The 22,623-nt window shown below is 63.5% G+C and carries 20 protein-coding genes; 5 read left to right on the forward strand and 15 right to left on the reverse strand.

Annotated elements, in window-relative coordinates:
- Positions 1-83: 83 nt before the first annotated feature.
- From A8G00_RS13890 to A8G00_RS13925, 8 genes are all read right to left on the reverse strand, one after another.
- Positions 84-1,193 carry an integrase arm-type DNA-binding domain-containing protein gene (locus tag A8G00_RS13890; protein WP_103000945.1) on the reverse strand — a complete coding sequence of 370 codons (1,110 nt, stop codon included), beginning with the start codon at positions 1,191-1,193 and terminating at the stop codon, positions 84-86.
- A gap of 188 nt (positions 1,194-1,381) precedes the next feature.
- The gene (locus A8G00_RS13895) at positions 1,382-2,638 is read right to left on the reverse strand and encodes a TonB-dependent siderophore receptor (RefSeq protein ID WP_103000946.1); all 1,257 of its coding nucleotides are present in this window, start codon (positions 2,636-2,638) and stop codon (positions 1,382-1,384) included.
- A gap of 124 nt (positions 2,639-2,762) precedes the next feature.
- A complete protein-coding gene (locus A8G00_RS13900; RefSeq protein WP_044661070.1) occupies positions 2,763-3,722 on the reverse strand; it encodes an ABC transporter substrate-binding protein in 960 nt (319 codons plus the stop codon).
- Between the two features lies 1 nt (position 3,723).
- Positions 3,724-4,812, reverse strand: a complete 1,089-nt coding sequence (locus A8G00_RS13905; protein ID WP_065846456.1) for an LLM class flavin-dependent oxidoreductase — start codon at positions 4,810-4,812, stop codon at positions 3,724-3,726.
- A gap of 17 nt (positions 4,813-4,829) precedes the next feature.
- Positions 4,830-6,092 carry a rhodanese-like domain-containing protein gene (locus A8G00_RS13910; RefSeq protein WP_048575950.1) on the reverse strand — a complete coding sequence of 421 codons (1,263 nt, stop codon included), beginning with the start codon at positions 6,090-6,092 and terminating at the stop codon, positions 4,830-4,832.
- Positions 6,089-6,715: a cysteine dioxygenase gene (locus A8G00_RS13915; RefSeq protein WP_025549481.1), complete on the reverse strand. Its 627-nt coding sequence runs from the start codon at positions 6,713-6,715 to the stop codon at positions 6,089-6,091. Before A8G00_RS13915 ends, A8G00_RS13910 begins: the two co-directional genes overlap by 4 nt.
- The gene (locus tag A8G00_RS13920) at positions 6,712-7,512 is read right to left on the reverse strand and encodes an ABC transporter ATP-binding protein (RefSeq protein WP_065846457.1); all 801 of its coding nucleotides are present in this window, start codon (positions 7,510-7,512) and stop codon (positions 6,712-6,714) included. Before A8G00_RS13920 ends, A8G00_RS13915 begins: the two co-directional genes overlap by 4 nt.
- 2 nt (positions 7,513-7,514) lie before the next feature.
- Entirely contained in the window at positions 7,515-8,333 is an 819-nt protein-coding gene (locus A8G00_RS13925) for an ABC transporter permease (RefSeq protein WP_061936147.1), read from the reverse strand.
- Between the two features lie 290 nt (positions 8,334-8,623).
- Between A8G00_RS13925 and A8G00_RS13930 the strand changes: the two genes are divergently transcribed.
- On the forward strand, positions 8,624-9,460 hold the full coding sequence (locus A8G00_RS13930) for a LysR substrate-binding domain-containing protein (protein WP_065846458.1): 837 nt from the start codon (positions 8,624-8,626) through the stop codon (positions 9,458-9,460).
- Between the two features lie 216 nt (positions 9,461-9,676).
- Here A8G00_RS13930 and A8G00_RS13935 read toward each other — a convergent pair whose 3' ends face one another.
- Entirely contained in the window at positions 9,677-10,624 is a 948-nt protein-coding gene (locus A8G00_RS13935; RefSeq protein ID WP_025549478.1) for a D-isomer specific 2-hydroxyacid dehydrogenase family protein, read from the reverse strand.
- A gap of 122 nt (positions 10,625-10,746) precedes the next feature.
- Between A8G00_RS13935 and A8G00_RS25190 the strand changes: the two genes are divergently transcribed.
- Positions 10,747-10,914: a hypothetical protein gene (locus tag A8G00_RS25190; protein WP_158230068.1), complete on the forward strand. Its 168-nt coding sequence runs from the start codon at positions 10,747-10,749 to the stop codon at positions 10,912-10,914.
- A gap of 37 nt (positions 10,915-10,951) precedes the next feature.
- On the opposite strand, the gene A8G00_RS13940 is transcribed toward A8G00_RS25190, so the two are convergent.
- On the reverse strand, positions 10,952-11,287 hold the full coding sequence (locus tag A8G00_RS13940) for a hypothetical protein (protein ID WP_165363372.1): 336 nt from the start codon (positions 11,285-11,287) through the stop codon (positions 10,952-10,954).
- Between A8G00_RS13940 and A8G00_RS13945 the strand changes: the two genes are divergently transcribed.
- On the forward strand, positions 11,280-12,419 hold the full coding sequence (locus tag A8G00_RS13945; RefSeq protein WP_242495895.1) for an acyl-CoA dehydrogenase family protein: 1,140 nt from the start codon (positions 11,280-11,282) through the stop codon (positions 12,417-12,419). The two genes, A8G00_RS13940 and A8G00_RS13945, sit on opposite strands and share 8 nt — an antisense overlap.
- Before the next feature lie 31 nt (positions 12,420-12,450).
- On the opposite strand, the gene A8G00_RS13950 is transcribed toward A8G00_RS13945, so the two are convergent.
- The 4 genes from A8G00_RS13950 to A8G00_RS13965 are packed head-to-tail and all read right to left on the reverse strand — an operon-like array spanning position 12,451 to position 16,844.
- Positions 12,451-13,956 (reverse strand): CRTAC1 family protein, encoded by a 1,506-nt coding sequence (locus tag A8G00_RS13950; RefSeq protein ID WP_065846460.1) that lies wholly within the window; start codon positions 13,954-13,956, stop codon positions 12,451-12,453.
- 23 nt (positions 13,957-13,979) lie between these two features.
- Positions 13,980-15,281 (reverse strand): MFS transporter, encoded by a 1,302-nt coding sequence (locus tag A8G00_RS13955; protein WP_025549475.1) that lies wholly within the window; start codon positions 15,279-15,281, stop codon positions 13,980-13,982.
- Positions 15,282-15,319: 38 nt separating this feature from the next.
- Positions 15,320-16,291: a FecR family protein gene (locus A8G00_RS13960; RefSeq protein WP_025549474.1), complete on the reverse strand. Its 972-nt coding sequence runs from the start codon at positions 16,289-16,291 to the stop codon at positions 15,320-15,322.
- Complete coding sequence (locus A8G00_RS13965) at positions 16,251-16,844, reverse strand: RNA polymerase sigma factor (RefSeq protein WP_082166057.1); 594 nt, start codon at positions 16,842-16,844, stop codon at positions 16,251-16,253. The genes A8G00_RS13960 and A8G00_RS13965 overlap by 41 nt, the downstream gene beginning before the upstream one ends.
- A gap of 181 nt (positions 16,845-17,025) precedes the next feature.
- On the opposite strand from A8G00_RS13965, the gene A8G00_RS13970 reads away from it, so the two are divergent.
- Positions 17,026-19,854, forward strand: a complete 2,829-nt coding sequence (locus tag A8G00_RS13970; protein WP_103000947.1) for a TonB-dependent receptor — start codon at positions 17,026-17,028, stop codon at positions 19,852-19,854.
- Between the two features lie 71 nt (positions 19,855-19,925).
- Entirely contained in the window at positions 19,926-22,022 is a 2,097-nt protein-coding gene (locus A8G00_RS13975) for a penicillin acylase family protein (RefSeq protein ID WP_216365616.1), read from the forward strand.
- 93 nt (positions 22,023-22,115) lie between these two features.
- Here the strand turns inward: A8G00_RS13975 and A8G00_RS13980 are convergent, their stop codons facing one another.
- Positions 22,116-22,412, reverse strand: coding sequence for a hypothetical protein (locus tag A8G00_RS13980; protein WP_065846462.1), 297 nt, complete (start codon positions 22,410-22,412; stop codon positions 22,116-22,118).
- Between the last annotated feature and the right edge of the window lie 211 nt (positions 22,413-22,623).

The raw sequence follows: 22,623 nt of genomic DNA on the forward strand, positions 1-22,623 counted from the left end.
AAGACCATCGAACACCGACGCTTGCAGCACCGCAAGCTCGCCGCTTAATATCAACCCCAGGACGAGGCCCGCGCTCCGCTAATCTACGCCGCGATCTGCGCCAAATGTTCTGACGACAGACATGGCAGAAATATCCCGGCTTCGTTCAGAACCGTACTTGCTACCGAGCGAAATCCGTGGACCGTCGAGCCGGGCGAGATATTAATTCGCTTCATGACTACCATCATACGGTTACAGCTAATTATATCGTCTTCGTTGCCCAGGACAGGGAACAGATATCGTCCAAATCGCTCATTCCCGTGTCTTCCGTAGACATTGAGTTCCCTGATTTCACGGAGCAACGCGATAGCTTGAGGGGGAAGTGGAACGAGATGTTCTTGCCGCATTTTCATGCGTTCTGGCGGGATCCTCCATATCGGCTCGGTACCTCCGAGCCCCTCAAACTCGTGCCATTGCGCAAATCGCGTTTCCTGTGTCCGAACCATCGTTAGGATGGTCCAACGGAGCGCTAGATGGCTTAGGCGGGATCCTGTGTCTGCGTTGAGCGCTACATAAAACCGCGGAAGCTCGTTAAGGGGAATTTTTCCCCTGTGTTTCACCACCCGCTTACGCAGCGCGAGTGCCAGATCACGACATGGATCGGTTATCACCCTCCCATCGGGGATACCGTACTTAAAAATGTCACTACAATAACTCCGGAGTCGTCGCGCAACTTCGCTTGCGTCGCGTTCTTCAACACGTTTTAAGATCTCAAGAACCATTCGAGGCAAGATTGCACGCGCAGGAATTCTTCCAAGATATGGAAAGATATCTCGCTTTAACCTTCCTTCGACGCGCAGCGAGTGACGCGGCGACCATTCTTTACGCTTAATTTCGAGCCATTCTTGAGCCAACTCGAAAAAAGTGATGCGAGCAGCCTCATCCTCATATTTCTGATTGCGCTTGAGCTCGGCAGGGTCTTTGCCCTCGCTGATAAAATTTTTCAAATGATCGCGCCAAGCACGGGCCTGTTGAATGCTGACTGCAGGATAGGATCCACCTGCAGCCGTCTTCTGCTTATGATCAAATCGATATGCCAGCCGCCATTGAATTTGGCCGTCAGGTGCTACACAGACATGGAGGCCTCCACCGTCCGATTTTTTTATCGGCCTTGTGGTTGGAAGAAGCGATTGGATGACATCATCGGTCAGCACCGAACAGAACTCCTGTATCGATGCGCGAAACTCAAAATCCCTTGAGCGATACCAACATTTTTACCAACAAAACGCATGAATTCCAAAATCCGTTTAGAATCCCACGGATAAGGATGATACTTCAATTAACATACTGATAAAAGGCAATTTATTTTAATTCACTTGAGACTTTGTTGGTCGTTCTGGTCCTAAATATCGCTCCATTGCCGGAACTCGAAATTGGCGAGATTGGGCCAGCTTGTCGGACTGGTCGGTCCCAGCGAAGGACGAACGGACAGCTTCGAATATTGATGGCTGTAGTTGCGGCCGAAGGAGGAGCTGACATCATAGTCCCAGCCCCAGAGCGTTCCCCGAAGACCGCCGACGAACTGGAAGTCGTTCTCGTCTATATTGTTGAGCGGATAATAGCCGTCCGGGAAAAGCGCGGTGAAATTGGCGGTGCTGTTGGGGCGGCGGAAATTATTGCCGATCTGGGCGTCGCGCTCGCCATAGGTGCCGAAGCTGTAGAGGGTGACATTCTCCGTCACCGGCAGTTCGGCATTATAGGAGAGGTTGAACGCCTTGATCTGCGGGTCGCCATTATGCGCGCCGTCGCGGCTCCATTGGGCGTTGCGGGCATTGGCGGCGGCGACATTGGCCAGCACCTGATCGCGGGTGAGGCCGCTGGTCGCCGCCACCTGGTCCACCGTGCGGTTGGCGGGAAGGCCGTAGATGTTCGCGTCGGTCGCGGGCAGATTCCACCAGGCGCCGCCGCGCTTGCGGATGTCGCCGCTCAGGGTCAGGAAGCCATCCTCCCCGATCTTCGTGCCGTAGCGGATCGTGCCCTTCCAGCTGTCCGGCCTGCCATTGGCGTCGTAGAGCGTGCCATAGGTGAAATCGCCGCTCAGCCCTTCCTTCTTCGCCAGTTGGATATTGATGACCCCGGCTATGGCGTCCGTGCCATATTGGGCGGCAGCGCTGTCCTTCAGCACCTCGATCCGGTCGATCGCGCTGGTGGGAATGAGGTCGATGTCGACCGGGTTCGCGCCCGAGGTGTCGGCGGTCGAATTGTTGAGGAAGGCGCCATTGTGCCGCCGTTTACCGTTGACCAGCACCAATGTGTAGGCGGGCGCCAGGCCGCGATTGGTGACGGGGCGCCCGATGGAGAAGACGCCCGCATGGGTCGCGCCGAAATTGAGCGAGGGCAGCAATTTGGACAGCGCTTCGCCAAATTCGGCCGAGCCGGTGGCCTGCAACTTCTCCGCGCCGACCACATCGATAGGCGCGGGGCTTTCCGCCACGGTGCGGGGCGCGCCGCGTACGCCGGTCACGATGATGGCGCTCGAATCGGCCGCCTCGGCATCCGCGCTGTCAGGTGTTGCAACGGTCTGCGCGAGCGAGGGCGCGGACGTCAGAAGTACCGCGGCAAGCGCGGTCGAGCACAGATAAAGGCGGTCAAGGTTCATGAATATATCCCCCGGTTTCCGGGGACCATCTATTTACTATCGATATGATTGAGAAATGACTTCGCTAGCCGATCCATGAGTAAATCTGAATTTTAGATATGCTTGGCGGCGACGAAGCTCAGCTTCATCCGCCGGTGCCGAAGCTGCGGTCGAAGGCGTCGGCCACCGGGCGCTTGCCCTCGGTCAGACCGGCTCTCTGGAAGCGCTGCGTGATGTCCTGCTCATGCGCGACGATCTTGCCGTCGATGGGCCGCGCCACGCGGTTGTTGCGGTCGAAACTGGCGCGGGCGATGTCGAGCGGCAGTCCGGTTTCCTTGGCCAGCACCTGCGCGAACTCGTCCGGGTGCGCGCGGGCCCACTCGACGGCCTTCGCCTCCCGCCGGAGGAAATCGGCGAGCAGGGCGCGCTTGGGGCCGATGGAATCGCCATGGGCGATGTCGATATAGACCGGCAGGCCATAATCCTTCGCATCGACGACGGCCCGCGCGCCTTCCTTGATCGCCACATTGGTATAGGGCGTCCAAATGGACCAGGCGTCGATGGCCCCGCTGTCGAAGGCGGCCTTGGCGTCGCCGGGCGGCAGGAAGGTGACGCGCACCCGATCCGCCGGGATATGCGCCCGCTCCAGCGCCTGGAGCAGCAAATGATGGCCGATCGATCCGCGCGTCGTGGCGACCGACTTGCCGATCAGATCCTGTATCGAATGCGCGGGCGATCCGTTCTTCACCAATATGGCCAGCGCTTCGCCAGCCTGGGCGAAGGGCGTCTGGATGCCTATCGCCTTGACCGGGCTGCCGCTCTGATAGGCGAAGATGAAGGGCGCGTCGGCGGCAAGGCCGAGGTCCGCGGCGCCGCCCCCTACCGCTTCCAGCAAGGGCTGGGCGGCGGGAAATTCCGACCATTCGACCGTGTAGGGCGCATCCTTGAGAACGCCCGAGGCGATCATCATGGATTTGACCTGCCCCTTCTGGTTGGCGACGCGCAGCACCTTGTCGTCGCCGCCACCGAATTTCGCGGCGGCAAGGCCGAAGCCCGCCACCGCCACCAGCGCCACCGCGATGATCGCACCCCTGTTCTTCGCCATGTCAGCCCGCCAGCGCCAGTTCGGCCTTTTCGCGCTCGGCCACCTTGCGCCGCACGACGGGGAGCAGTTCCCGGCCATAGAGGATGGAATCCGCCAGCGGATCGAAGCCGCGGATCAGGAAATGGTCGATGCCGATGTCATAATAATCGAGCATGGCGTCGGCCACCTGCTCGGGCGTGCCGACCAGCCCCGTGCTGTTGCCCGATGCGCCGGTCAGCGCGGCGATGCCGGTCCATAGCCGCTTGTCGCGCCGGTTGGCGCTGGCGGTTTCAAGTAGGCGGAGCGACCCCGCATTGGGCGGACGGTGGCCGGTCAACGGCAATCCGGCGGCAATGCGGTTCTCACGCACCTGCTCCTCGATCTCTGCCGCGCGCTTCCACGCCGCTTCCTCCGTATCCGCGATCACCGGGCGCAGCGACAGGGAGAAGCCGGGATCGCGGCCATAGCGCACCGCCGAGCGGCGCACCTGCCGAACGGTGTCCTGCACCGCCTCCAGCGTTTCGCCCCAAAGAGCATAGACATCGGCATGGCGCCCCGCGACCTCGATCGCCTCGGGCGACGAGCCGCCGAAGAAGACCGGCAGATTGTCGGGCTTGACGGCGCTGAACGCCTGCTTGACGTCGTAGAACCTGCCCTGATGGTCGAAGGGCTGGGCCGCCGTCCATTCCTGTCGCAGGATCGACAGATATTCGTCGGTGCGGGCGTAGCGTTCCGCCTTCACGCTTCTGGTGTCGCCGTCCCGCGCCATTTCCTCGTCGGCGCCGCCGGTTATGATGTGGACGGCGACGCGGCCGCCCGACAATTGATCCAGCGTCGCCAGTTGGCGCGCCGCGACGGTGGGCTGGGTGAAGCCGGGCCGGTGCGCGACCAGGAAGCCCAGCGTCGAAGTGATCGCCGCCGCATGGGCCGCGACGATCTGGCTTTCCGGACTGTTGGAGCTGAAGGGGATCAGCACGCGGTCGAAGCCGCCCTCCTCCTGCGCCTTCGCCGCCGCTTCGACATAATCCCTGTCGAGCGCGCGGCTGCGCACCGCCGACTGGATTTCGGAGCTGTTGTTGAAGCCGATATAGCCGATGAACTTGACGCTCATGATCGTTTCCTTCCCGATCAGATCACGAAGAAGCCGTGGGTGCCGTCGCGCTCCAATTGGGCGACGAGGCCATATTCCCAGTCGAGATAGGCCTGCATGGCGGCGGCCTTGTTGTCGGTGCCTTCATAAGGGCGTTTGTAGCGGCCCTCCGGCCCCCGCGGGCCGGGCGCGCCATCCGGCCCCTTCTCCAGCGTCACGGCGGACCAGTCGACGTCGAGCACGAAGACCTCCCACCCCAGTTGCGCGAGCCAGGAGGCGGTCATGTCGGCGCGGGGACCGAGGTCGTCGGTGACGACGATGCGCGCGCCGCGCACCGGGGCATTATGGTCGGTTTCCTGCACCAACTGGCCGCCCTGCGCGTTGCGGAAGCCGGGGAGATGGCCGCCCTCATATTCGCGCGGCTGGCGCACGTCATAGAGATAGAGGGTGCGGGCCTTGTCCGCCTTCAGCTCCTCCAGTTCGTCCCAGCCTATACGCTTCACCCCGGCGCGATAAGCGACATCGCGGGCATGGGCGCGGGCCTCCTCCGCCGAGCGATTGTCCACCTCCGGCGCGACGCGGGTCTGGCCGGTCTCCAGCTCCTGCCCGGCCAGCGTCCAGCCGATCGTGCCGTTGCGCAGCGCGAAGATGCGGTTGGGCAGGCCCGCATTGACCAGCGACTGCGTGCCGATGATCGACCGCGTCCGGCCGGCGCAGTTGACGATGATCGTCGTATCGGGATCGGGCGCGATGGTCCGGGCGCGCAGCACCAGTTCGGCGCCGGGCACGCTGGTGCCGGTCGGAATGCTCATCGTGTTATATTCGTCGTAGCGGCGGGCGTCGAGGATCGCGATGTCGGCCTTTTCCCGGATCAGCGCCTGCACCTCCTCCGCTGCCAGCGAGGGCGTATGGCGACGATGTTCGACCAGTTCGCCAAAGGCCTTGGAATAGCTGTTCACATCCTCGAACAGCTCATAGCCCGCCTCGCGCCAGCCGGTGAGGCCGCCTTCCAGTTCGCGGACGTCGGTATAGCCCAGCCCCTCGAACCGCACGGCCGCCTTGCGCGCCAGACCTTCGCCATTGTCATAGACGACGATCGGCGTGTCGAGCCGGGGGATGCGCCAGCGCGCTTCCTCGTCGATACGGCGCAGCGGTATCTGGGCCGCGAAGAGGGGGTGGCCCTGCGCGAATTCATGCTCCTCGCGCACGTCGATCAGGGCGATCTCGCTGCCCACCAGCAGGGCGCGGCGAATATCCTGCGGCGTGGCAGTCTGAATACGGTCCAGCGTATCGGTGGTCATGCGTTTCTCGATCTGTCCCAGAGGTTGGGGATCACGCCGTTGGCGTAACCCGATATGAAGGTCTTGGGCGTGCCGTCGGCGGCATAGGTCGCCCGCTCGACCGCGCCGATATTGGCGCCGTAGACATGGATGCTGATCGACGGCCGGTCGGGCAGGCCATTGGTCACGCGATGAATGTCGCCGATGCGGGGGGAGACGGCGTCGACTTCGCCCTCGCGCAGAAATTGTTCGCCGTGCGGGATCAGCCGGCCATCGGGCGACTGACGGAAGCGCTCGACCTTTTCCACGCCGCGCAGCACGCCGACCAGGCCCCAGACGGTATGATCATGGATGGGGGTCGACTGGCCCGGCCCCCAGACGAAGCTGACGACGCTGAACCGTTCCCGGCTGTCGCAATGGAGCAGATATTGCTGATAGCGGTCGGGATGCGGGCGGGTGAATTGCTCCGGCAGCCAGTCGTCCCTGGCGATCAGGCGGCTCAGCAGGGCGCGTCCGCTTTCCAATATCGCCCCTTCATCGCGGGTCGCCGCCAGCAGGTCGGCAAAGGCGGTGACGAAGCCGCGCAGGCGGCCGATATCCGCAGCGCCCTCGACGGGTCGTTGCAGGGTCGAGACAGCGTTCATTCGGCTGCCTCGGCAATGGGCGCGAAAGGAACGACGCCCTCGCCATGATCCTCGCCCCCGAGATAGGAGAGCAGTTTTTCGCGCAGCCGCCCGGAAATGGCGGAGCGTTCGCCGCGCGGAACCGTGATCCGCTCCTGCGCGACGATGCGTCCCTTGTCGAGCACCAGCACCCGGTCGGCCAGCGCGATCGCCTCCTCCACGTCATGGGTCACGATCAGCACGGCGGGCCGGTGCGCGCGCCAGAGCGACAGGACGAGGTCGTGCATGCGATAACGGGTCAGCGCGTCGAGGGCGGCGAAGGGCTCGTCGAGCAGCAGCAGCTTGGGTTCGCGCACCAGAGCGCGGGCGAGCGCGACGCGCTGCGCCTCCCCGCCGGAGAGCGTCAGCGGCCAGGCGTCGAGCCGATGGCCAAGGCCGACCTCCTTGAGCGCGGCTTCGCTGCGGTCGCGCACCCGGTCGCCCTTGAGGCCCAGGGCGACATTCTTCCATACCGGCTTCCAGGGCAGCAGCCGCGCATCCTGGAACACCACGGCGCGGGAATCGGGGACTTCCACATCCTGACCCCGCACCTCGTCCAGCCCGGCGAGGGTCCGCAGCAGGGTGGTCTTGCCCGAACCCGAACGACCCAGCAGCGCGATGAACTCGCCGGGCGCGATGTCGAGGTCCAGGCCGTCGATGATCGTGTTGGGGCCGAAGCGTCGGGTGAAATCGCGCAGCCTCACCACCGGTTCGGGATGCGGAATATCGCTGTGGCCGGCGGCGCTTTGCAGGGCGGTGAATCCGAGACGGGCGTCCATGCTTATTGCTCCACTATGCTGGGGCGCCAGATCAGGGCGCGGGCTTCGACGGTGCGGACCAGCCAGTCGGCGCCAAGGCCGAGAATGGCATAGACCATGAGGCAGACGACGATGATGTCGGTCCGCATGAAATCGCGGGCATTGTTGATGAGATAGCCGAGCCCCGCCGAAGCGTTGATCTGCTCCGCCACGACCAGCACCAATATGGCCACGGACAGGGCGTAGCGCAGCCCGACCAGCAACGAAGGCAAGGCGGAGGGCAGGACGACGTGCCAGATCTGCTCCCAACGGCTGAGACCGAAGCTTTTCGCCGCATCCAGCAGGCGCAGGTCGACGCCGCGGATGCCGCTGTAGAGGTTGAGATAGACCGGAAAGACCGCCGCGAAGGCGATGAGCGCGATCTTGGGCGTTTCCCCGATCCCGAACCAGACGATGAAAAGCGGCGTGAGCGCCAGCACGGGAATGGTCCGCTTGATCTGCATCAGCGGGTCGACCGCCAGCTCTCCGGTACGGGACAGTCCGGCGACCAGACCGAGGGCGAGGCCAAGCCCCACCCCGATCAGCAGGCCGACGGCGACTCGGGCGAAGGACACCAGCAGGTTCGAGGGCAATTCGCCCGACAGCAGCATCTCCACCAGCGTCCCGATGACGGCCGAGGGCGCGGCCAGCGTGCGTTCGGGAATCAGGCCGCTGCGCGACCCCAATTCCCACAGCAGCAGCAAGAGGACAGGCGAAAGCCAGCGTCCGCCGAAGCGCGCCAGGGAAAATTTCTGTACCCCGCCATGCGCATGGCCGCGCCTGTCCGCCGTCAAAACCGTCATCAACTCGCCCTCTCGATAGGTGAGGGAAAGCCCAACATGAATTCTCTACTGTTTCAATTAAGTTTTAATTGGCCGACCTATGAGCAGCGCTCATTCGAACCGGTTGAGCCTGAATCGGACGCGTCCGGCCGCAGAAAATGGCGGGTTTGCGCGTCCGGATCGTTGTACCCAAGATTTTTATGCCCTCTTTAAATCTCTACTATTTTGATTGATATATAAGTCTTCGCGATAAGGCTGCGACTCCGTTCCCGGCTTCGGATCGGCTGTGCTTCCCTTGCAATGAGGTTTTCATGCCGGTCAATCTGCCTACCAATCTGCTCCGCAGCTTCGTCGCCATCGTGGACACGGGGTCTATGCTGAACGCGTCGGAGCAGGTGTTCGTGACCCAGTCCGCGCTCAGCCTCCAGATCAAGCGGCTGGAGGAACTGGTGCAGCAGACCCTGTTCCTGCGGGAAGGCCGGCGGCTGAACCTGACCTCTGCGGGGGAAGTGCTGCTCGATTATGCGCGGCGGGTGCTGATGCTGCATGACGAGGCGGTCGCGGCGGTCAGCGCAGGCCGTTTCGCCGGCCCGGCGCGCATCGGCATGGTGCAGGATTTCGCGGACAGCCTGCTCAGCGGACTGCTGTCGCGCTTTTCCGAACTGCATCCCGATGCGCAGATCTATGCGCGGGTTGCCGGCACGGCGGAGTTGCAGACATTGCTCGACCGGCGCGAGCTGGACATCCTGCTGGGTTTCGCCGCGCCCAACGATCCGCATGCGGTGACGGTCGCGCCGATGAGCTGGTATGGCGAGGCCGCGCTGGCAGAGCGGGAGGTGATCCCGCTCGCCGTACTGGAGGAACCTTGCCGTTTCCGGGAGGCGGCGATCCGGGCGCTGGAGGATAGCGGGCTGCAATGGCGGATCGCGGTGGAGACGCCCAATCTGGCGACGCTGAAGGCGGCGGTGGGGGCTGGCCTGGGCATTACCTGCCGCACGCATCTGTTCCTGGAGAACGACCGGGTGCTGGAGCATGACGGCCTGCCGCAACTCCCGCGCGTCGCCGCGATCCTGCGCGCTGGGGAAAAACTGGACAAGGCGGCGCATCGGCTGGCCGAATTGGCGCGGGAAACGGTGCAGACGCTGTAGCGCGGTTTCGGATCCGATTGACCGGATCGCAGCTTTCGGCCTGTCGTTGTCGTTATGGATTGCCCAGTCATTGCCTGGAAATCGCCTTGGCGCGCCGGACGGCAAATTGTCGCCGGCCATTGCCGCCGCCGAACCGCCATGCCGAAACAGGTTCAGCATGACGATGATGACATGTTCGACGGCATCGCTCCGGATCGGTCCTGATGCGGCTCCTTCCTAATAGCCACGTGCCGGGTCGACGATGTCGCTGGGCTTTTCGCCGCGGATGAAGCGGGACAGATCGTCGTTCACCTTCTCCAGCAAGCGGTGGCGGATCAGGCTGTAGTTGCTGGAGATATGCGGCGTCAGCCGTACGCGCGGATGGGTGTAGAGTGCATGCCCCTCGGGCAGCGGCTCCGGATCGGTGACGTCCAGCGTTGCGAAACCCAGCCGCTCGCTGTCCAGCGCATCGATAAGCGCCTCCTGATCGATCACCGAGCCCCGCGCTATGTTGATGAGATGCGCGCCGGGCTTGATCCGGGCGAACAGGGCTTCGTTGAAGAGGTGGCGGGTCTCCGGCGTTCCGGGCACGGCGATGACGATATGATCCGCCTCCGCCGCCAGCGTTTCCAGGTCGCGGACATGCTGCACGCCGCTGATGCCCGATTGCGCGCCGCTTCGCCGCAGGCCGATGACCTGCGCGCCCAGCGCCAGGCCGCGCCGCGCCACCGCTGCGCCGATCGCGCCCAGCCCGACGATGCCGATGGTCGTCCCGGATACGCGGCCCAGCGGGCGAGGAACCCACTGATCGCGCGAACGGGCGGTCGCCGCCTCCAGATTCTTGGCATGGGCATAAATGGCGGCGATCACATAGTCCGCGATCTCCTCCGACGCGACGCCGCGACCGCAGGTGACGAGCGGGGCGTCCAGCAGCCAGCCGGGGTAGAAATCCACCCCAGCCGAGGCGCTATAGACCCATTTGAGCCGCCCCGGCCATATTTTCGGCCGGGCCTCCTGTGTGGATCGCCGCCAGGCAAGGGACGGCCGCACCAGCAATATGTCCGCCTCGTTCGCGGCGGTCCACGGCTCATCCTCCGCCACGTCGATCAGGGTCGGGGCGGACGGGTGCAGGCCAAGGCTGCGGTTGAAATCGGGTTCCAACTGGCTGGCGATGATCAAGGACATGTCAGTTCCCCGGCACGGCGACTCTTGCCGAAGGGTCCGTGTTCCAGCACGGCCTGCCGCGCAAGTTGCTCATGAATGCCTTGCGGCCGGCCCGGCGCTCGGGCGGGCGATACAGGATGAGGATGGGTCGTCATTTTGAAATCGCGATAGAAGTTGCGATGAACATGCTCGCTTGCTCCAGCCAAGATGTTCCTGCCTCCAAGGCCGATGTCGGCATGGCAGGTTCAAGGATCGGCATAGGGAATATACCTGGCTGCCCGCGCTCACATCTGAATTTTTCTCAAGCATGAACTCGAGAATTTAATGGCTCACCGGGGGCGACCGACTTCAGGCCGACACTTCATCGGGATTCCGATTATGGCTGGAGGAGAAGCCGGTGGGGAACATCAGGCGCCTGCCCCAATGAGAAAATGCGATATTGGGATTTATGTTATAAAATTGACGCGCCCTTTTGTTGCGTCCATTGGCTTTCATGGTGGCTCGACAGGGTTGATCGCTCGCCTGATCGGAGATGTTGTCGAGTTCCGGCAGCGGACGGAAGCGGCGAGGAAAGACGTCGATCAGCCATCGGCAATCGGTCCTTTTTTGATATAGCGCTGGGGAAATAATGGCGACAGCATCCGACTTGCGGCCCACTCCTGTCCCGGACGAAGTTTTGGCCATTTTGCGCGAGCGTTTCGCTGCAACCGCCGCCGATCATGATCGCGACGCTTCCTTTCCCTTTGCAAATTTCGCCGCCTTGCATGAGCATGGATTATTGGCGCTGACGATTGCGCCCGAAAGAGGTGGCCGGGGCGCGGACCTTGCGGAGACCAGCCGAGTCGTGCTGGAGATTGCGAAGGGGGACCCCTCAACGGCGCTGGTCCTCATCATGCAGTATCTGACCCACGCCGGTGTGCGCGGCAAGGACCGCTGGCCCGCACATCTGCGCCGCCGTGTCGAGGCCGAAGCAGTATCGCGGGGGGCGCTTTCCAATGCATTGCGTGTTGAGCCGGAACTGGGCACGCCCACGCGTGGCGGCCTGCCGGCCACCACGGGGAAGCGCGACGGGGAAGGCTGGCGGATTTCCGGTCACAAGCTCTTCTCCACCGGAAGCCCGATCCTGAGCTACATGATCGTCTGGGGCCGTACCGAGGGGGACGATCCGCTTGTCGGCTACTTCCTTGTGCCGGCAGGCAGCCCGGGCATACGCATAGAGGAAACCTGGAATCATGCGGGGATGCGCGCAAGCGGCAGCCACGACGTCATCCTGACCGATGTGGCGATTCCGTTCGACCACGCCGTCGACTTGCGGCGGCCGGAGGAATGGAACGAGGATAATTCGCTCCAGCTCGCATGGATGGTCGGCCTGCTCGGCAGCCTCTACGACGCGGTGGCGCAACAAGGGCGCAACTGGTTCGCGGAATTTGCGAGCAGCCGTATACCGACAAATCTGGGGGCACCCCTATCCTCCCTTTATCGTTATCAGGAACTGCTGGGCCGCATGGACGCGCTTCTGCTGAACAACAGGATATTGCTGCAGGACCTGATCCGCCGTACCGACGAAGGGTCGCCGCCTTCCGCGTCGGACGCGCAACTCCTCAAATATCTCATCACCGGCAACGCCATCGATGCCGTCGCGCTGGCGGTGGAGGCCACCGGCAATCCGGGGCTTACCCGCAATAATCCGCTTGAGCGCCATTATCGCGACGTGCTGTGCAGCCGCGCCCATGCCCCGCAGAACGATTCGATCCTGACTTCTGCCGGACGCGCCGGTTTCAGCCGACAGGCGTCGCCGCGGAAGGGCGACAGGTGACGCCCCATCGCCCTTCCGGAACGGTCATGCGCTACCGTTCCCTGATCACGAGAGATTTGCCCAGATAGCGCGCCGGATTTACGTTACGCAGCGTCTGGACCTTGCGCCCGTCGCGAGCCATCCAGCTGACTTCCACCTTCACTGCTTCCATCGACTTCAGGCCGAAATGCAGGGGCGCCGCATTTTCCGAATTATAGCCGTCGCCGGTCGAAAGCTGGCGCGTGGCGAGGATCTTGCCCGCCTTGTCATACAGGCGCACTTCCGCCCCCATGCGGGTAAAGCGCCCCTTCGCGTCGAGTAGCGTGACGGACAGGCTGCGCTTGGCCGCCGCGCGATCCAGATCATTGTGGAACAGGAAATGTCCACCCTGGCTGGTATAGCCGCGCATGACAGAGAGATCGAGCGCTCCATCCCGGTCATAATCGACCCACTGCACCCCATGGTCCCCGACGTTCAGCCTGGACTTTTCTGTCAGGACCTGGCGGAAGCCCCTGCCGCCTTCATTGTGGAACAGGCTGTCCCTAGGCTGCTGCTGATCGCGCGGGCCGTGGTAGGACGTGACATAAAGGTCGATGAAGCCGTCATTGTCATAGTCGCCCCAGGCGGCGCCGACGGCGTGATTGTCGATGGCGACACCCAATTCCTTCGCGACATTGGTGAAGCTGCCATCGCCATTATAATGATAGAGCGTATTGATGCCGTAATTGGGCACGAACAGGTCGAGAAAGCCGTCATTGTCATAGTCGCCGACGGCGCAGCCGACCCCGCCTTCCTCCTTCGACCGGCCCGGATTGTCCATGCCCAGTTGCGGGGCGACGTCGGTGAAGCTGCCGTCGCCATTGTTGCGCCAGAGCGCGTCCGCCGCGCCCGACTGGTTGGCGAGGAAGACGTCGAGAAAACCGTCGCGATCATAGTCGAACCAGCAGGCGCCCACCGTCGGCCGCGGGTCGGATATGCCCGCACCCTGCGAAACCTGCACGAACCTGCCGCCATCGTTGCGGAACAGGCTGTTGGGACCGATGCGGTTGGCCGCATAGACGTCGAGGTCGCCGTCATTGTCATAATCGACCCAGCTCGTCTGACGCGCTGAACGGTTGGGGATGGTAAGGCCCAGTTCCGGGGCGACATTGGTGAATTTCCGCCCGCCCTCATTGTGGAAGACAAGGCTCAGATCGCCCGGCATGGTGGCCCCGCCCAGCAGGTCGATCCACCCGTCGCCATCATAATCGCCCCATGCGACGCCCCGCATTTCCGGGCCGGAGGTCGGCAGGCCCAATTCCGGTCCGACATTCACGAAGCGGCCTTTGTCGTTGCGGTATAGACGGATGTCGCCGCCCTTCAACGATACGGCCAGGTCGAGATCGCCGTCATTGTCGAAATCCGCCCAACTGTTGGACAGCGAACCGGCAATGGCGAAATCGGCGGTCTGGACGGAGGTGAACGGCGGTTCCGCCGGCGCCGCGTCTTGGGCGACGGCGGGCTGGCAGAGCAGCATCGCCGGCAGGATATGGCACAGGGACGGGATCTTGGTCTTCATGGGGCTCCCCCTTCTTTCCACAGCTAGATGCGGCTGGTGTTGCGGGTATCGGGCATGCGCAGATAGACGATCAGCGAGACCCCGATCATGGCGGTGACATACCAGTAGAAGCCGCCCTCCATTCCGGCATGTTTCAGCCAGAGCGCGGCATATTCGGCCGTGCCGCCGAACAATGTGTTCGCCAGCGCATAGGGCAGCGCGACGCCCAGTGCGCGGATATTGGCCGGGAACAGTTCCGCCTTCACGATCGCGTTGATCGAGGTATAGCCGGTGACGATGACCAGTCCCGCCAGCACCAGCAGGAAGGCGCTGAAAGAGGAGGTCACCGTTTCCAGCGTCGTGAAGATCATCGTGGTGAACAGCACGCCGCCCGCCCCGAAGCCGATCAGCAAAGGCTTTCGCCCGATCCGGTCGGAAAGCCATCCGGCCATGGGTTGCAGCAGCATGTAGATGAACAGGGCCGAGGCCATGATGGCGGTCGCCGTCTGCCGGCCGAAGCCGGCGCTGTTCACCAGGAACTTCTGCATATAGGTGCTGTAGGCGTAGAAGGCGAGCGTACCGCCCGCCGTCAGCGCCATCACCAGCAGCACTTCGCGGGGATGGCGGCGAATGAGGTTCCATCCGCTCGATCGCGGCTGCTCCTCCACCGCCGCGCTCTGCTCGAACGCCTCGGTTTCCCTGAGGCCCCGGCGCAGGCGATAGACGCCCACCGCCATCAGCCCGCCAATGACGAAGGGCACGCGCCAGCCCCAGCTTTCGAGCTGATGTTCCGTCAGGGCAAGCTGGAGCAGCAACAGCACGCACAGGGCCAGCAACTGCCCCGCGATCAGCGTCACATATTGGAAGCTGGAGAAGAAGCCGCGCTGCCGCTGCTGCGCCATTTCGGAAAGATAGGTCGCGCTGGCGCCATATTCTCCGCCGATCGACAGCCCCTGCATCAGGCGCGCGAACAGCAGCAGCAGCGGCGCCATCACGCCGATCGACGCATAGCCGGGGATCGCCGCGATCATCAGCGAACCGCCCGCCATCAGCATGACCGACAGGGTCAGACCTGCCTTCCGGCCCCTTCGGTCGGCATAGATGCCCATGATCCAGGCGCCGATGGGGCGCATCAGAAAGCCCACGGCAAAGATCGCCGCCGCGTTCAGCAGTTGCGCGGTGCTGTCGTCCGAAGGAAAGAAGACGGGGGCGAAATAGAGGGTGAAGGCAGAATAGACGTACCAGTCATACCATTCGATCAGATTGCCGATCGACCCGCCCAGGATGGAGCGCAGGCGGTCCTGCCTGGACAGGCTGGCCGGCTGGAGAGACGAAACATGTTCCATCCCTGCTGATACGGACGGCCCGCCGCCTTCTGCTAATGCTATTCGGCGGACACCAATATAATCGAACTGTCGCTGCCGGGGACGGCGCGCACGCCGAAGCCGCTCTCCAGCGCCTGGACGAAATCCTGCGACCGGTCCAGCCGGAAGGCGCCGCCGATCCGCAGGCTGGCAATGGCGGGATCGCCAATCACCATGGGGTTGGAGCGGTAGCGGTTGAACTCCTCCACCGCCTGCGCCAGCGTATCGCCATCGAATTCGACCATGCCTTCCTGCCAGGCGATCCGCTGCTTCATCTTGGCCGGCTCGAGATGGGTGACGGCAATGCTGCCGCTGCGCACGGCGGCGCTGCGTCCGCTGCCGATCCTGCGGACGGCGGAGCCTCCGTTGCGCACCGCCACCATGCCCTCGATCACCGTCAATTCGGTGACGTCGGGACGCAGGCGCACGTTGAACATGGTTCCCACCGCACGGACCAGCGTGCCGTCGGCATTGACGATGAAAGGCCGCCTGGCGTCGTGGGCGACATCGAAGCGCGCCTCCCCCTTCAGCAATTTGATCGACCGGATGTCGTCCCGCAGGGCGACCTCGACCGAGCTGTTGGTATTGAGGTGAACCAGCGATCCGTCCGCCAGCTTGACCGTGCGGGTCTCGCCCAGCGCCGTGCGATAGCGGTCGACCGCACCCAGCAACCTGAGCGTCACTGTCGCCGCCACCCCTATCGATGCGGCGGCAGCGGCAAGGCCGACGAGCAGGCCCCGCCGCCCGATCAGCGGGACGGCGGCGTCCTCGGCGCCAGAAACCGATGGGACGGGGGCCGGTTGATCGTCCCCGCCGACAGGCAGCTCCTGCAACCGGCCGGTCAGTTCCCAGCCCGCCTCCGCCTTGGCGAAGGCGAAGCCGTGAGCGGGATCCTGCGCCACCCACGCATAGGCCTGGTCCCAGTCTTCCGCGGCGTCGCTTGCCCGCGCCTTAAGGTACAGACGAGCCGCTTCGGCCTCGATCGCCTGCATGTCCTCCGCGCTTCTGTAGCGACCAGCCAAATCCAGAACCCTCAAACTGCCCGATAGCCTGCATTATCTTCACGGCCGCCCGCGTCAAATGCTTGTCTACGGTAAAGACGGATAGCTCCATTTCCTCTGCTATGTCCTTGACCGATTTCCCGTGCACGCGGCGCAGGATGAAGGCCCGGCGGCATTGCGGCGGCAGCGTGTCCAGAATGGCCTGCAGATGACGCAGTTCGTCACGCGCCTGCAGCGCTTCCTCCGTCGAATTGTCGGCCTGCAGCACGTCGAGTTCGGCCACCAGTTCGAGCGAGACGATCTTTTCCCGCCTGGCCTCGTCGATCAGAAGGTTGCGCGCGATCTGGAACAGAAAGGCCTTTCCGCTATGCGCGCGGTGGATGTCGCCGCTCGCATAGGCGCGGGTCATGCATTCCGCGACAAGATCGTCGACATCGTGGCTGCGCGATACGACCCTGCGCAGCCGCGAACGCAAGGCGCCCTCATGCGGCAGGATGGCCTGCTTGAACCAATCCAGCCTCGCCCTGATCGATTCCACGTCCACGCTTGTCCCCTGTTCCTGTCGATACCTCCCTACGCTTTCGTCTCTTTGGCGGCGCAGCGGTCTTCATTCGATAGAATGAGCCTCGACGTCACGAAAATGAGATATTTTCAAGCGTCGTTAGCAGAAACGCGATCGGCCTCCGTATCCACCACTGACAATGCAAATTTTCACAGGGGGTACGATGACGCAGAATTTTCGGAACCTGTCGTTGTGCGCAACGGCGGCGCTCATTGCATGGAGCGCGCAGTCGGCGGCCGCCGCCGAACCGACGCAGTTCAAGATCCCGGCCCAATCGATGCAGACCGCGCTGACGCTCTTTGCCAAGCAGTCGGGCATCCAGCTTCTCTTTCCCTATGATCAGGTTGCCGGGCTGCACGCCCAGTCGGTGAATGGCAACATGGCGCCCGACGTCGCGCTCCAGCGGCTGATCGCGGGGTCGGGTCTGAAGATCACATTGTCGAACAACAATGTCATGGCGCTGGCGCTGAGCGCCCGGGCGCAGAAGACACGCGCGGTAGAGGTCGCCAGCCTGGGCGTCACCGCCCTGCCCTTCGCCGTTCAGTCGGCCGGCGCAGGCCCTGCCCCTCAAGCCGGCGCCACGAGCACCGAAGAACCCGACGGTCCCGCCATCGTCGTCACCGGATCGCGCGGGCAGGCGCGCACCGTCACCGACAGCCCGACGCCGATCGACGTCATTTCCGGCGCGGACCTGACGCGGACGGGCAAGGCCGGCGTCTTCCAGGCGCTGAACACGCTGGTGCCATCCTTCAACCTGCCGGTGCGGGCCGGAGGCGCGACGTCCACGGTCATCGCGACCGGCGGTCTGCGCGGTCTCAATCCCGATCAGGCGCTGATCCTCGTCAACGGCAAGCGCCGCCACAAGACCTCGCTCATCAACGCGGTATCCACCCTCTACAACGGATCGGTCCCTTCGGACCTCGACATGATCCCGACCTCCGCCGTCGATCATATCGAGGTGCTGCGCGACGGCGCGGCGGCGCAATATGGCTCCGACGCCATTGCGGGCGTCATCAACATCATCCTGAAGGATGACGCCAAGGGCGGTTCCGCCAACGTCACCGCCGGCCAGAATTTCGACCGTTCCGACGGCGAACTGTACCAGGCGGACCTGAACTTCGGCATGAAGCTGGGCGACAACGGCTTCGCCAACCTCTCCCTCAACCTCAAGAAGCAGGAGATGTCGAACCGGGCGCTGCCGCTGGCCGACTGTTCGGTGACGGCGACGACCACCTGCCTCTATCCGCTGATCGGCGGCCAGCTCGACCCGCGCGATGCCGCAGCCGTGGGCAAGGAGCGGATCGTGACCACCAGCTTCGGCGTCATGCCCTCCCGCAGCATCAATACCGCGCTCAACGCCGGCTACGACCTTGGCGGCGTCCAGCTCTATGCTTTCGGCACCTACAGCCAGCGGCGGTCGGACCTGTGGTATTCCTACCGCTATCCCAAGGACGTCAACAATGTGATGGCGATCTACCCCAATGGCTATCGCCCGCACGTCATGATCGACGAGGAGGATTTCGAATTCACCGTCGGCGCCAAGGGTGAACTGTCCGGATGGGACTGGGACTTTTCCACCGGCTACGGCCGCAACCGCGCCCGCCAGTCTTCCGAAGGCACGGTCAATCCCACGCTGGGCGCGCTCAGCCCCACCGAATTCTACATCGGCACGCTGAAGTCGTCGGAGTTCGTCACCTCGCTCGACCTGACGCGCGGCTTCGACGTCGGCGGCGGCAACCTCCAGGTGTCGGCCGGCGCGCAGCAGCGGCACGAGCGCTACCAGACCTTCGCGGGCGATCCGGCAAGCTATGCGGTCGGCACCTTCATCTCATCGGGCATGACGCCCGGCGCGCAGAGTTCCGCCGGCTTCCAGCCCAGCGACGCCGCCTATATGTCGCGCGACAACTATGCCGTCTATGGCGATGTCGCCTGGGACCCCAGCAAGGACATCACCATCGGCGCGGCTGCCCGGTTCGAGCATTATGACGACGGCAGCGGCAATACGCTGATCTGGAAGGTGAACGGCCGTTATGCCATCGCACCGTGGATCGCCCTGCGCGCAGCGGCGAATACCGGCTTCCGCGCGCCGGCGGTGGCGCAGCAGATCTATACCCAGACTACCAACCAGTTCCGCACCGTCAATGGCGTGAACAACGTCCTGCTTCAGATCAAGACGCTGGCGGTGGACGATCCGGCGGCGGTCGCGCTGGGCGCCAAGCCGCTGAAGCCCGAAAAGTCGTTCAACATATCGGGCGGCGTTGTGCTGACCCCCTTGCCGAACTTCAACCTGACGATCGACGCCTATCAGATCGACGTCGACGACCGCATCACCATCACCAGCACGCTGACCGGCACGGCGGTTTCCAACATCCTGATCGCCAGCGGTATTCCCGCATCGCAGGCCAATACCCTGTCGGCCCAATATTATACCAATGCCATCGACACCCGGACTCGCGGCATCGACATCGTCGCCTCATACAAACACAACCTGTTCGATGCGCTCGCCATGCAGTGGAACCTTGGCTACAACTACAACAAGACCAAGATCACCGACATCATCGACAACCCGCCGGAACTCAGCACGATCAGCTTCGAACTGTTCGACCGCGCCCGGCGCAGCAATATGACGACCAACCTGCCGCGCACGAAGCTGTCGATCAGCAATCTCGCGACGCTGGGCGATTTCACGCTCTCCTCCCGCCTGACGCGCTTCGGGAAGTTCCAGGTGTTGCAGAACGGCGTGACCAGCGGCGGCGTCACGACCTATCCGAACGACCGCAGCTATGGCGCGAAGTGGATCACGGACATGGAACTGGGCTGGCAGGTCACGCCGCTGGTCAACCTGGCCGTCGGCGCGAACAACCTGTTCAACGTCTATCCCGACGAAACCGGGCAGATCAGCGCCACGCTGGGCCAGGGCGCCTATCCCGGCACTTCGCCCATCGGCTTCACCGGCGGGTTCTATTATGCCCGTGTCGGACTGAACTTCTAACCCACAGGACCATGAAGCGCCGCCTTCCCACAGAGGCGGCGCATTTTCCGCGATGACAGGAGATGATGGCGATGCGCCACATGACGATCTGGCTGGCGGCGCTGGCCGCTTCCTCCGCAATGACTGCCTCCGTCGCCGCCCCTTCGGCCAAATGGGGCGGGGGCGAGATTTTGTGGGACAGCTTCGGCGTGCCGCACATCTATGCCAGGACGGAAGAAGGCGGCTTCTACGGTTTCGGCTATGCCCAGGCGCAAAGCCACGGCAATCTGCTGCTGCGCATGTATGGCGAAAGCCGCGCCCGGGCCGCGGAATATTGGGGGGCGAAATATGAGAGCCAGGATAAATGGCTGATCGCCAACGACGTTCCCGAACGGTCGAAATCATGGTTCAGGCAGCAGACCCCGCAGATGCGGAAGAACCTCGACGCTTTCGCTGCCGGGGTGAATGCCTATGCCGCCGCGCATCCCGACAGGATCGCGCCGGAGGTCAAGGTCGTGCTCCCCTTGACCGGGGTGGACATCATCGGTCATGCGCAAAGGCTGATGAACTTCGGCTATATCGCATCCGACCGGAAGGTGTTGAGCGATCCATCGATCAACGAAGCGGGCGGATCGAACGCCTGGGCTGTTGCGCCGTCCCGCTCGGCGAGCGGCAAGGCGATGCTGCTCGCCAATCCGCATCTGCCCTGGGCGCCAAGCCAGCTCACTTATTATGAGGCGCAGATCAATGCGCCGGGCCTTGCCATCTATGGCGCCACGCAAGTGGGGCTGCCCGTGCTGCGCTTCGGCTTCAACAATGACCTGGGTTTCACCAACACCGTCAATACGATGCAGGGCTTCACCAGCTACAGGCTGACGCTGGAAGGCAGTGGCTATCGCTTCGACGGGAGGGTCCTGCCGTTCAGGTCGGTCACGAAAAGCTACAAGGTGAAACAGGCGGACGGATCGCTGAAAACCGTCAGCTTCGAACAGAAGAGCGCCGTGCAGGGCCCGGTCTTCACCCTGCCCGACGGCAAAACGACCATCGCGCTCAAGGTGGCCGGGCTGGACCGCCCCGGCGTGCTCCAGCAATATCTCGAAATGGGGAAGGCGCGAAACTGGGCCGGCTTCGAAAAGGCGCTGCGCAAGATGCAGGTGGTGATGTTCAACATCATCTATGCCGACCGCGCGGGCCATATCCTCTATCTCGACAACGGCCTGTTGCCCAGACATGCGAACGGCGACCTCAGCTATTGGTCCGCGCCCGTTCCCGGCGACACCTCCGCAACGCTGTGGAAGGATGTCCACAGCTATGACGACATGCCCAAGGTGCTCGATCCCGCCAGCGGCTTCGTGCAGAACGCCAATGATCCGCCATGGCTGGCCACCTGGCCCCGTGCGCTCGATCCCAGGGATTTCCCCGCCTATGTCGCGCCGGTGGGACCGATGAGCCAGCGTGCGCAGATGTCGGTCAAGCTGATGAGCGGTACGGACAAGATCGGCTTCGAGGATTTCGTGGCGCGCAAGGTGACGACGACATCGCTGATGGCGGAACGCTTGCTGCCCGATCTGCTGGCGGCCGCGTCGGCCTCCGCCGATCCCGATGTGCAGACGGCCGTGACGCTGCTCAAGGGTTGGGACCGTCGCTTCGAACCCGACAGCCGTGCCGCCCTGCTGTTCGAGACCTGGGCCGCTATCTTCGCGCCGAAGAATTTCACGGATCAATCCAACTATGCCGTCAAATGGACGCTGGACGATCCGCTGGAGACGCCACGCGGCCTGAAGGCCCCGGCGGCGGCGGTCGCCATGCTGAAGCAGGCGGTGGCGAAGACCAGGGAAGTCTATGGCGCGGTTGACCGCCCGTATGGCGAAGTCTCGCGCTTCCATATCGGCGACGTGAACCTTCCGGCCAATGGAGGCTTCGGCAACACCGGCGTGTTTCGCACGATCACCTGGGGGCCGATGAAGAATGGCGAGCGCACGCCCGTCCACGGCGAAACCTGGGTGTCGATGGTCGAATTCGGCACGCCGATGAAGGCGGTGGGCCTGATGAGCTACGGCAATTCCAGCCAGCCGGGCTCCAAGCATAACAGCGACCAGCTCCCACTGCTGGCCGACAAGAAATTCCGCACATTGTGGATCGATCGCGCGGATGTCGAACAGCATCTGGAGGAGAAGACCGCCTTTTGACGGTGGCCGGATCGCCGGGACATATATGTTGCGTCAGACCGCGACCAAGCCATCCGGCATGTCTTCGCACAGACGCAAGGCGCGGCGGGCCCGTTACTGCGCCGCGCCGCCGCCGGCGGTGTCGCTGTCGAAATCCTCGGGATTCCCGCCGCCGCCCGCGCCTGCACCGCTGCCTTCGACTTCGCCAATGCCCTCCTTCGGCCGCTTGCCCCGATTGTCAGTGCCCGCTGCGGGTGGGGTGCTGATGTCAGGCTTGCGGTCCGGGGTGAGATGTGAGCCGCTGCCGACAGCCCCATGCGGGTCTCTACCACCCGCTGCGGGCAGGTCGTCCAGGGACGCGCCAGTCCCGTCAGCCTGATCCTTGCCGTCGGGAATATGTTGGGGAACCATGGATCTCTCCTGTCAGCCGTAAAAGGAGCCAACTGGCGGAGAGCCTGCATGTTCCAGTGCCCGGCAGCAGCGGTGGCGGGCTTTGGCGGGAGCATACTGGCCGAGATGCCGACGCGAAGCCTTGCGACCGTGTCGCGGCCTTGCTGCTTTTCATGCATGACCGCCGGCTTCCCTGGCGTCCTGCCGGAATAGCGAGCGCGATCGGCCTTTC

This window comes from Sphingobium sp. SA916, from assembly GCF_002894065.1.
Lineage (GTDB): Bacteria > Pseudomonadota > Alphaproteobacteria > Sphingomonadales > Sphingomonadaceae > Sphingobium > Sphingobium fuliginis.